This window comes from Micrococcus sp. MS-ASIII-49 (assembly GCF_000946635.1).
Classification (GTDB): domain Bacteria; phylum Actinomycetota; class Actinomycetes; order Actinomycetales; family Micrococcaceae; genus Micrococcus; species Micrococcus luteus.
On sequence record NZ_JXSP01000134.1, the window covers coordinates 1 to 10,012 of the forward strand.

The following is a 10,012-nucleotide window of genomic DNA, read 5'->3' on the forward strand; positions in this document are numbered from 1 at the left end:
CGATGCCGTGGTCGCGGGCGGCGAGATCGCCGTGCGCGTGGCCCGCGCCGCCCGCGACCACGGCATCGCCTCGATCGCCGTCTACTCGGATCCGGACGCCGACGCCCTGCACGTGGCCGTCGCGGACGAGGCCTTCCACCTGCCGGGCGCGTCCTCGGCGGACACCTACCTGAAGATCGACGCGGTCCTCGACGTCGCCCGCCGCGCCGGCGCCGACGCCGTGCACCCGGGCTACGGCTTCCTCTCCGAGAACGCCGACTTCGCGCAGGCCGTGATCGACGCCGGGATGACCTGGATCGGCCCGTCGCCGGACGCCATCCGCGCCCTCGGCGACAAGATCACCGCCCGCTCCCTCGCCCAGCAGGCGGGCGCCCCGCTCGTGCCGGGTTCGGACGGCCCCGTGCCGGACGCCGCCGCCGCGCGCGCGTTCGCCGAGGAGCACGGCCTGCCGATCGCCATCAAGGCGGCCTTCGGCGGCGGCGGCCGCGGCATCCGCGTGGTGCGCGAGCTCGGCGACGTCGAGGACGCGTTCGAGGCGACCGTCCGCGAGGCCGTCGCCGCGTTCGGCCGCGGCGAGTGCTTCGTGGAGCGCTTCCTGGACCGCCCCCGCCACGTGGAGGCCCAGGTCCTCGCCGACGAGCACGGCCACGTGGCCGTGCTCGGCACCCGCGACTGCTCCCTGCAGCGCCGCAACCAGAAGCTCGTGGAGGAGGCCCCGGCGCCGTTCCTCACGGACGAGCAGAACGCCCGCCTCGTGGAGTCCTCCAAGGCGATCCTGCAGGAGGCCGGCTACGTCGGCGCGGGCACGTGCGAGTTCCTCGTGGGCCAGGACGGCACCATCTCCTTCCTCGAGGTGAACACGCGCCTGCAGGTGGAGCACCCGGTCTCCGAGGAGATCACCGGCATCGACCTCGTGCGCGAGCAGTTCCGCCTGGCCCGCGGCGAGGCCCTCGGCTACACGGACCCGCAGCCCCGCGGCCACTCGATCGAGTTCCGCCTCAACGGCGAGGACCCGGGCCGCAGCTTCCTGCCCGCCCCCGGCCGGCTCACCACGTTCCGCATGCCCAGCGGCCCGGGCGTGCGCGTGGACTCCGGCGTGGTGGAGGGCGAGACCGTCTCCGGGGCCTTCGACTCCATGGTCGCCAAGCTGATCGTCACCGGCGCGGACCGCCGCCAGGCCCTGCAGCGCGCCGCCCGCGCCTTGCGCGAGGCCGAGATCGTCGGCATGCCCTCGGTGCTGCCCTTCCATCGCGCCGTGGTGTGCGACCCCGCCTTCGCCCCCGAGATCGCCGGCTCGGAGGAGCCGTTCTCGGTGCACACCCGGTGGATCGAGACGGAGTTCGCGAACCACATCGAGCCGAGCGCCCTCACCCCGGCCGAGCCGGCCCCCCGCGAGGCGCGCCACACCGTGACCGTGGAGGTCAACGGCAAGCGCGTGGACGTCACCCTGCCCACGTGGGGCGAGGCCCTGCACACGATCTCCGGCGCCGCCCAGCGGGCCGGCGCGGGACGACGCCGGCCCCGCGGCAAGCGCGGCGCACCGGTGGCCGCGGCCGTCAGCACGGACGCGCTGACCGCCCCGATGCAGGGCACCGTGGTGAAGGTCGCCGCCGAGAACGGCCAGACCGTGGCCGAGGGCGACCTGATCGTGGTCGTGGAGGCCATGAAGATGGAGCAGCCGCTCGCGGCCCACCGCGCGGGCGTGGTCAGCGGTCTCGAGGTCGAGCCGGGCCAGACAGTCACGGCCGGCACGGTGATCGCCACCATCGCCGACACGGAGTGAGCCGCCGGCGACGACGGCGGGGAGCGCCGGCGTCGTGGGCTGGTTCCGCATGGTGGACGACGGGGACATGACTCTCGCCGATCGGCGCGATGAGGCTTAGCCTGACACGCATCTTCGTCTCACATCGTGGTCGCTCGCGACCCCCTGTGCCCGTCATACCAGGGAGACACCATGTCCCACTCCACCCCGCCCGCGAACCCGGGCGCCCCCACCGATCTCACGTCGGACGCGGTCGCCTCCGCGGAGGAGGTGCCCCGCTCGCGGGTCATCATCGCCTCGCTCGTGGGCACCTCGATCGAGTTCTACGACTTCTACATCTACGCCACGGCCGCCGTCTCGGTGTTCCCGCTGATCTTCTTCGCGGGCGGTGATGACAACACGGCCCTGCTGGCCTCCATGGCCACCTTCGGCGCGGCGTTCGTCGCCCGGCCGCTGGGCGCCGTCGTCTTCGGCCACCTGGGCGATCGCGTGGGCCGCAAGACCACGCTCATCGGCTCGCTGCTGACCATGGGCATCGCGACGTTCCTCATCGGCCTGCTGCCCACGTACTACCAGATCGGCCTGTGGGCGCCGGCCATGCTGACGCTGCTGCGCTTCTTCCAGGGCCTGGGGCTCGGCGGCGAATGGTCCGGCGCCGCCCTGCTGGCCACCGAGTACGCCAAGGACGGCAAGCGCGCGCAGGCGGCCATGTGGCCGCAGCTCGGCGCGCCGATCGGCTTCCTGCTGGCCAACGGCCTGTTCCTCGCGCTGGTGCTCGGCTTCGACCACGACTCCACGAGCCCGGTGCTCGACGGCCCGTTCCTCACGTGGGTGTGGCGCGTGCCGTTCCTGCTCTCGATCGTGATGGTGGCCGTGGGCCTCTACGTCCGCGTCAAGCTCGAGGAGACCCCGGTCTTCCAGCGCGCCCTCGACCGCGACCAGCGTGTGAAGGCGCCGCTGGGCGAGGTGTTCCGCCGCAACTGGTGGGAGCTGATCCTGGGCACCTTCGTCATGTACGCCACCTACGTGCTCTTCTACCTGATGACCACGTGGATCCTCTCCTACGCGATCGGCAAGCCGGCCAACGGCTTCCTGGGTGTCCCCTACGCCGAGTTCCTCGTGCTGCAGCTGGTCGGCATCCTGTTCTTCGCGGCGTTCGTGCCGGTCTCCGGCCTGCTGGCGGACCGCTTCGGCCGCCGCCCCACCCTGATCGTGATCTCGGTGCTCATGGTGGTGTTCGGCCTCTCGTTCGGCCTGTGGCTCGCGCCGGCGAACATGGGCGTGGGTGCGGAGCTGAACGTGCCGCTGATGCTGGCGTTCCTGGCCACCGGCATGACGCTCATGGGCCTGACCTTCGGGCCGATGTCCGCGGTGCTGCCTGAGCTGTTCCCCACGAACACCCGATACACCGGCTCCGGCATCGCGTACAACGTGTCCTCGATCCTCGGCGCGGCGCTGACCCCGTTCATCGCAGCCTGGCTGGTGCAGAAGTTCGACGTCGCCTACGTCGGCTACTACCTGGCCGCCGCCTCGGCGATCACCGTCATCGCGCTGGCCCTCTCCCCCGAGACCCGACACACGGACCTCGACACCGTCACCTCGGCCCGCGAGCGTCGCGCCGCACGCTGACCCCGCCCGGTTCCCCGCCCGGGGCCCCCGCCCGCACTGTCGAACGTGACATCGGGGGAATGGACGCTTTCGGTCGTGAGATAGGGCCTATCTCACGACCGAAAGTCGTCTCTGGGTCAGATGCGCACGTGCAGGCGGCGCGCCGCCTCCGCGATCGACCCGGACATGGACGGGTACACGGTGAAGGTGTCCGCGAGGTCGTCCACGTGCAGCTTGTGCGTGACCGCGAGCGCGAGCGCGTAGATCAGCTCGGAGGCGCGCGGCGAGACCACCACGCCGCCGATCACGGTGCCGGAGCCCTGACGGGCGAAGATCTTCACGAACCCCTCCTCCGCGCCGGACATCTTGGCGCGGGGGTTGGTGTGGAAGTCCAGTCGCAGCACGTCCGCCTGGTACTGGCCGGAGTCCACCTGCGCCTGCGAGACGCCCACGGTGGCGATCTCCGGCGAGGTGAAGATGTTCGAGGCCAGCAGGTGCGGGCGCAGCGGCTTGAGGGCGTCGCCGAGCAGGTGGGCCACGGCGATGCGCCCCTGCATGGCCGCCACCGAGGCGAGGGCGAGCTTGCCCGTGCAGTCGCCCGCCGCGTAGATGCTCGGCACGGACGTGCGGGAGACGCCGTCCACGAGCACGTGGCCGGAGCCGGTCAGCTTCACGCCCACGTCGTCGAGGCCGAGGCCCGCCGTGTTCGGCACGCCGCCGACGGCCACCAGCGCGTGGGAGCCCTCGATCGACGGGGTGTCCTCGGCGCCCTCGCCGGAGAGGTGCACGCGCACGCCGGTCTCGGTCCGCTCGACGGACTCGGCCCGGGAGCGGGAGACCACCCTGAGGCCGTTGCCCTCGAAGACCTTCTCGAGCAGCTCGGCGGCGTCGGCGTCCTCGCCGGGGAGCACGCGGTCGCGCGAGGAGACGAGGGTGACCTTGGCGCCGAGGCGGTTGTAGGCCGAGGCGAACTCGGCGCCGGTGACGCCGGAGCCCACGACGATCAGGTGCTCGGGAAGCTCCTTGAGGTTGTAGACCTGCTTCCAGTTGAAGATCCGCTCGCCGTCCGGGACGGCGGTGGGCAGCTCGCGGGGGCTCGCGCCGACGGCCACGAGGATCGCGTCCGAGGTGATGATCTCGGGCTCGGCGCCGGCGTCGGCGTCGTCGAGGGCGCGGACGGACACCTCGTGGGGGCCGACGACGCGGCCCACGCCGTCGATCACCCGGACGCCGACCCGCTCGAGGCCCGCGCGGATGTCCGAGGACTGCTCGTGGGCCAGGTTCAGGATGCGGTGGCCGACCCGGCCCATGTCCGCGTGGACGTCGCCCCCGCCGAGGTCGACGCCCAGGTCAACGGAGGCGCCCACGCGGCGCATCGAGTCGGCGGCGGCGATCAGCGTCTTGGAGGGGACCACGTCCGTGAGGACGGCCGCGCCGCCCAACCCCTGGCGCTCGACCAGGGTCACGCGGGCGCCCAGCTTCGCGGCCACCATGGCGGCCTCGTAGCCGCCGGGGCCGCCGCCGATGATGGTCAGGGACGGGATGAAGGTGCTGTTTTCCTCGCTCACGGGCTCCATTGTGTCCGCCGCGGACGGGAAAGTCCTAGCCCGCGCTCACGGGACACCGCCTAGACTCCACGACGTGACCGACCAGACCAGCATCCCCTCCCCCGACTCCCCCTTGACCGGCGACCATCCGGGCTTCGCCGAGGCCCGCGCGGCCGCCGACACCATCGCCCGGGCGACGGGCGTGGCGGAGCACCGCGTCGCCGTCGTCCTCGGCTCCGGCTGGGGCGAGGCCGCCGGCCTGATCGGCGACGAGGTCGCCGCCGTGCCGCTGGCCGAGGTGCCCGGCTTCCACGCCCCGAAGGTGCCCGGCCACAACGCGGTGATCCGCTCGGTCCGACTGCCGGACGGCACGCACGCCCTCGTCTTCGGCTCGCGCACGCACTTCTATGAGTCCCGCGACGCCCAGGCCGTGGCGCACACCGTCCGCACCGCCGCCGCCGCCGGGGCGCGCACCGTGGTGCTGACCAACGGCTGCGGCGGCCTGGACCCGGAGATCGCCCCGGGCACCCCCGTCCTGATCGCGGACCACATCAACCTCACCGGCGCCACCCCGCTCGTCGGCGCCACGTTCGTGGACCTGACCGACCTCTACTCCCCGCGGCTGCGCGCGATCGCCCGTGAGGTGGACCCGTCCCTGCGCGAGGGCGTGTACGTCCAGTTCGCCGGCCCGCAGTACGAGACCCCCGCCGAGGTGCGGATGGCGCGCACCCTCGGCGGCGACCTCGTCGGCATGTCCACGGCACTGGACGCGATCGCGGCCCGTCACGCCGGGCTGGAGGTGTTCGGCATCTCGCTGGTGACCAACCTCGGCGCCGGCATCTCGGAGACGCCGCTGTCCCACGCCGAGGTCGTCGAGGCCGGCCAGGCCGCCGGCCCGCGCATCGCGCGTCTGCTCGCGGACATCGTGGGGCGGCTCTGATGCCCGCGCATCCCCCGCACGACGACGTCGCCGCGCTCCCGGAGGACGTCCTCGCCCGGGCTGAGCGGTGGGCGGCGGAGGACCCCGACCCCGCGCACCGGGACACCCTGCGCGCCGAGCTCGACGCGGCCGCCGGCGTCGGCCCGGAGGCCGCGGCCGCCCGGGCGGTGCTCGCCGCGCGCTTCGCCGGGCCGCTCGCCTTCGGCACCGCCGGCCTGCGCGCCGAGGAGGGCCCGGGCGAGTCCCGCATGAACCGGCTCGTGGTGCGCCGTACCGCGGCGGGTCTGGCCGCCCACCTGTGGGACGGCGTCGGACGGGACGCTGCCCCGCCGCTGGCCGTCGTCGGGTACGACGCGCGGCGCGGTTCGGCCGCCTTCGCCGCGGACACGGCCGCCGTCCTGACGGCCGCGGGCGTGCAGACCGTCCTGCTGCCGGACCCGCTGCCGACGCCGGTGCTCGCCTTCGCGGTGCGCCATCTCAGCGCGGACGCGGGCGTGATGGTCACGGCCAGCCACAACCCGCCCGCGGACAACGGCTACAAGGTCTACCTCGGCGGGCGGCTCACGGACGAGGCGGGTCGCGGGGCGCAGATCGTCTCCCCCGCGGACGCGGAGATCGCCGCCCGCATCGACCACGCGGCGTGGGCCGCGGACATCCCGCTCGCCGACGACGGCTGGACCGTGGCCGGGCCGGACCTGCTGGAGGCCTACCGCGCGGCGGCCCTCGGCGTGCTCGACGACGACCGGCACGGCCACCGCGACCTGCGCGTGGTCTACACGCCCCTGCACGGGGTGGGCGGCGCCGTGGTCCCGGGCCTGCTCGAGGACGCCGGCTTCGGCCCCGTCCACGTGGTGGCCGAGCAGGCCGCCCCGGACCCGGCCTTCCCCACGGTCGCGTTCCCCAACCCGGAGGAGCCGGGGGCGATGGACCTCGCCCTCGCCCTGGCCGCCGAGGTGGACGCGGACCTGGTGATCGCCAACGACCCCGACGCCGACCGCCTGGCCCTGGCCGCGCCCGTCACCGACGCGGACGGTGCCCGCACGTGGCGGATGCTCTCGGGCGACGCCGTCGGGACGCTGCTGGGCGCGCACGCGATGCCGGCCCTGCACGCGGCCGGCCGCAGCGCCGCGAACTCCGTGGTCTCCTCCCCGCAGCTGGCCGCCCTGGCGGAGGCGAACGGGGTGAGGCACCACGTCACGCTGACCGGCTTCAAGTGGATCTCCCGCGCCCCGGACCTCGGCTTCGGCTACGAGGAGGCCCTCGGCTACTGCGTGGACCCGGACATGGTGCGGGACAAGGACGGCATCACGGCCGCCCTCATGGCCGCGGAGCTGGCCGCCGCCCTCACAGCGCAGGGACGCGGCCTGACGGACGCCCTGGCCGACGTCGACGCGGTCACCGGCGCCATGCCCAGCGCCCAGGTCTCGGTCCGCGTGGCGGACCTGTCCCTGATCGCCCGCACCATGACGGCCCTGCGTCAGCAGGCGCCGGCCACGCTCGCGGGGGAACCGGTCACCGTGCGCCGGGACCTGGCCGCCGGCGGGGACGGGCTGCCGCCGACGGACGCACTGCTGTTCGCCACCGACTCCGGCACCCGCGTCCTCGTGCGCCCCTCCGGCACCGAGCCGAAGCTCAAGTGCTACCTCGGCACCCGGGACGCCGACCCGGCCGCGGCCGCCGAGCGGCTCGAGGCGCTGCGCGCCGAGGTGACGGCCCTCGTGGGCGGCTGAGCCTCGGTAGGCTGGCGGACATGACCGTCTCCCTCACCACCGCCGAGCTGGCGAAGTACATCGACGCGACCGCCCTGAAGGCCGACAACTCGGAGGCGGACGTGCGCCGCCTCGTGGCCGAGTCCCGCGAGGCCGGGGTCAAGAGCGTCTGCATCAACCCCGTGTGGGTGCCGCTGGTGGCCGCCGAGCTCGCGGGCTCGGACGTGCTGACCTGCACCGTGATCGGCTTCCCCCTCGGCGCCAACGCCTCGGAGGTCAAGGCCTTCGAGGCCCGGCAGGCGATCGACGCCGGCGCGGACGAGGTGGACATGGTCCTCGACGTCGCCGCGGCCCGCGCCGGGGACCGCGACCGGCTCGTCGCGGACGTCCGCGCCGTGGCCGAGGCCGCGCACGCGGACGGCCCCGCAGGCGACGGCGGGGCGCTGCTCAAGGTGATCGTGGAGACCGCCCTGCTGGACGACGACGCGATCGTCCTGGCCTGCGAGGCCGCGGTCGAGGCCGGGGCGGACTTCGTGAAGACCTCCACGGGCTTCTCCACCGCGGGCGCCACCGTCGAGCACGTCGCGCTGATGCGCCGCACCGTGGGCGAGCGCATCGGCGTGAAGGCCTCCGGCGGGGTGCGCACCCGCGCGGACGCCCTGGCGATGATCGAGGCCGGCGCCACCCGGATCGGGGCCAGCTCCGCGCTTGCTATCCTGGGATCCGACTGACTCGCATCACTTCGGCCGGGCGTCCGCCCCGGCCGGGACCGCACCGAAGGAGCATCACGTGATCCGCAACGGCAAGGCCATCGACCACTCCAACGTGGGCGGCGTCTGGGGTTCCCTGATCGCCTTCATCGTCGCCTTCGGCGCGTTCCTCGGCTGCCTCTACGCCATGGGCTTCTGGTCGCTCGAGTCGGTCTGGATCCCCGGCCTGATCGCGCTGGCCCTGGCCACTGTGGCCTTCATGATCCCCCAGACGTTCCTGGGCCGCAGCGACACCGTGGACACCACCGCCATCCACACCCGTCCCGTCGTCGAGCACGCCGCCGCCGGCGCCCACGCCGTCGAGACCGGCGCCGCGCACCGCTGAGCCGTCCCGGAGCCGAGGATCGCTGACACCGGTCGTCCGGCCGCCGCGCGCCGAAGGGCGTCCACCCGCAACACGGGGGTGGACGCCCTTCGGCTTGTCTCCATCGCGGCGGTGGTGCTGGGTCACGCGTACCTGACGGACCTCACCTTCAGCCGGTACCTGGAGATCTGGCGGATGCCGCTGTTCTTCTTCCTCACCGGCTACTTCTGGACGCGCGGCCGCCCCTGGGCCACGGACGTGCGGGGCCGCTTCCGGAGCCTGATGGTGCCGTACCTGGTGTGGGCGGCGCTCATGTCCGTGGCCGCGTTCGCGTGGTTCGCCGACGACCCCGACCTCCTGCGGCGCCTGATGATCACCGGCTGGTACGGGGGCGCGGACCAGGAGCCCCCGTGGTGGGCGTTCTGGTTCATCTCCGTCCTGTTCTTCACCACGGTGCTGCGCCGATTCCTCGAGCGCTTCCCGTCCGCCGTCGCCTGGGCCGTGGGCCTGGCCGGGCTGGCGTGGGCCCACCTCGTGCCGGACTCCGCGATCGCCCGCACGCCGCTGGGCGTCGGGCTGGCCCTGCCGTGCCTGCTGTTCGTCCTCAGCGGCGAGATGTTCCGTCGCCGCGTCCAGCCGCACGTGCGGCGCCACCGGACGCTCATCGGCGTCGGCCTGGTGCTGCTCGGGATGGTCGCGGTCCGGCTGGGCCTGGAGCCGCCCAACATCAAGTTCGGCGGCTTCGGCACGCCGGTGCTCACCCCCGCCGTGGGCGTCCTGATGTCCGCGGGGATGGTGCTCGTGTTCGGTTCCACGGTGGAGAGGCTGCTGCGCTCCTTCGCCCGACGCACCGGGACGGGTCAAGCCCTGCGCCGCGCCATCACCGCCCTGGTCCGGACGGGCACGGTGGTGGTGCTGCTGCACGGCTGGGTGCTGATGTGGGTCACGCGCCACGGCGTGGAGGACAACGCCGCCAAGTTCGCCCTCGCGCTCGCCCTCAGCTGGCTGGCAGGCCTCGCCCTGCTCGCCACCCCCCTGTCCAAGCCGTTCACGGGGGCGCGCCGCCGCTGGCACCCGGTGCACCGCCTGCGACGCGTGGAGCCCCCGCACCCCGTCACGTCCGCGCTGCCGCGCGTCACGACCGCCTCGGAGAGGACACACCCATGAGCAGGGATCATCGCCCCCCGATCCGCAATCCGTTCCTGCCGCCGACGCCGGAGGAGCCCGAGGTGCCGACCCGCGACGGCGGCCACCCGGCGGGTGACGGCGGTGACGCCGGCGCCCCGGCGGCCGCCACGGCGCGGGAGGATCGCCTCGCCGAGTTCCGGCTCGGCCCGGCGTTCCTCCCCCACCCGGCCGACCCCGCCGCGCC

9 protein-coding genes are annotated in these 10,012 nt (G+C 74.0%); 8 read left to right on the plus strand and 1 reads right to left on the minus strand.

Features of this window, described 5'->3' with window-relative positions:
* Positions 1-7 precede the first annotated feature (7 nt).
* Positions 8-1,783: a biotin carboxylase N-terminal domain-containing protein gene (locus SJ20_RS09265; protein WP_082067628.1), complete on the plus strand. Its 1,776-nt coding sequence runs from the start codon at positions 8-10 to the stop codon at positions 1,781-1,783.
* Between the two features lie 171 nt (positions 1,784-1,954).
* Entirely contained in the window at positions 1,955-3,391 is a 1,437-nt protein-coding gene (locus SJ20_RS09270; protein ID WP_044659712.1) for an MFS transporter, read from the plus strand.
* A gap of 116 nt (positions 3,392-3,507) precedes the next feature.
* On the opposite strand, the gene SJ20_RS09275 is transcribed toward SJ20_RS09270, so the two are convergent.
* Positions 3,508-4,947: an NAD(P)H-quinone dehydrogenase gene (locus tag SJ20_RS09275; RefSeq protein WP_044659713.1), complete on the minus strand. Its 1,440-nt coding sequence runs from the start codon at positions 4,945-4,947 to the stop codon at positions 3,508-3,510.
* Between the two features lie 64 nt (positions 4,948-5,011).
* Between SJ20_RS09275 and SJ20_RS09280 the strand changes: the two genes are divergently transcribed.
* The 6 genes from SJ20_RS09280 to SJ20_RS09305 form a co-directional block, all read left to right on the plus strand.
* Positions 5,012-5,857 (plus strand): purine-nucleoside phosphorylase, encoded by an 846-nt coding sequence (locus SJ20_RS09280; RefSeq protein ID WP_044659714.1) that lies wholly within the window; start codon positions 5,012-5,014, stop codon positions 5,855-5,857.
* On the plus strand, positions 5,857-7,587 hold the full coding sequence (locus tag SJ20_RS09285; RefSeq protein ID WP_044659715.1) for a phospho-sugar mutase: 1,731 nt from the start codon (positions 5,857-5,859) through the stop codon (positions 7,585-7,587). The genes SJ20_RS09280 and SJ20_RS09285 overlap by 1 nt, the downstream gene beginning before the upstream one ends.
* Positions 7,588-7,607: 20 nt before the next feature.
* Positions 7,608-8,297: a deoxyribose-phosphate aldolase gene (gene deoC, locus SJ20_RS09290; protein WP_044659716.1), complete on the plus strand. Its 690-nt coding sequence runs from the start codon at positions 7,608-7,610 to the stop codon at positions 8,295-8,297.
* Between the two features lie 58 nt (positions 8,298-8,355).
* Entirely contained in the window at positions 8,356-8,661 is a 306-nt protein-coding gene (locus SJ20_RS09295; protein ID WP_044659717.1) for a hypothetical protein, read from the plus strand.
* Positions 8,662-8,739: 78 nt separating this feature from the next.
* Positions 8,740-9,807, plus strand: coding sequence for an acyltransferase family protein (locus SJ20_RS09300; RefSeq protein WP_044659718.1), 1,068 nt, complete (start codon positions 8,740-8,742; stop codon positions 9,805-9,807).
* The coding region (locus SJ20_RS09305) for a hypothetical protein (RefSeq protein WP_044659719.1) at positions 9,804-10,012 on the plus strand (209 nt) is incomplete at its 3' end. The genes SJ20_RS09300 and SJ20_RS09305, both read left to right, overlap by 4 nt.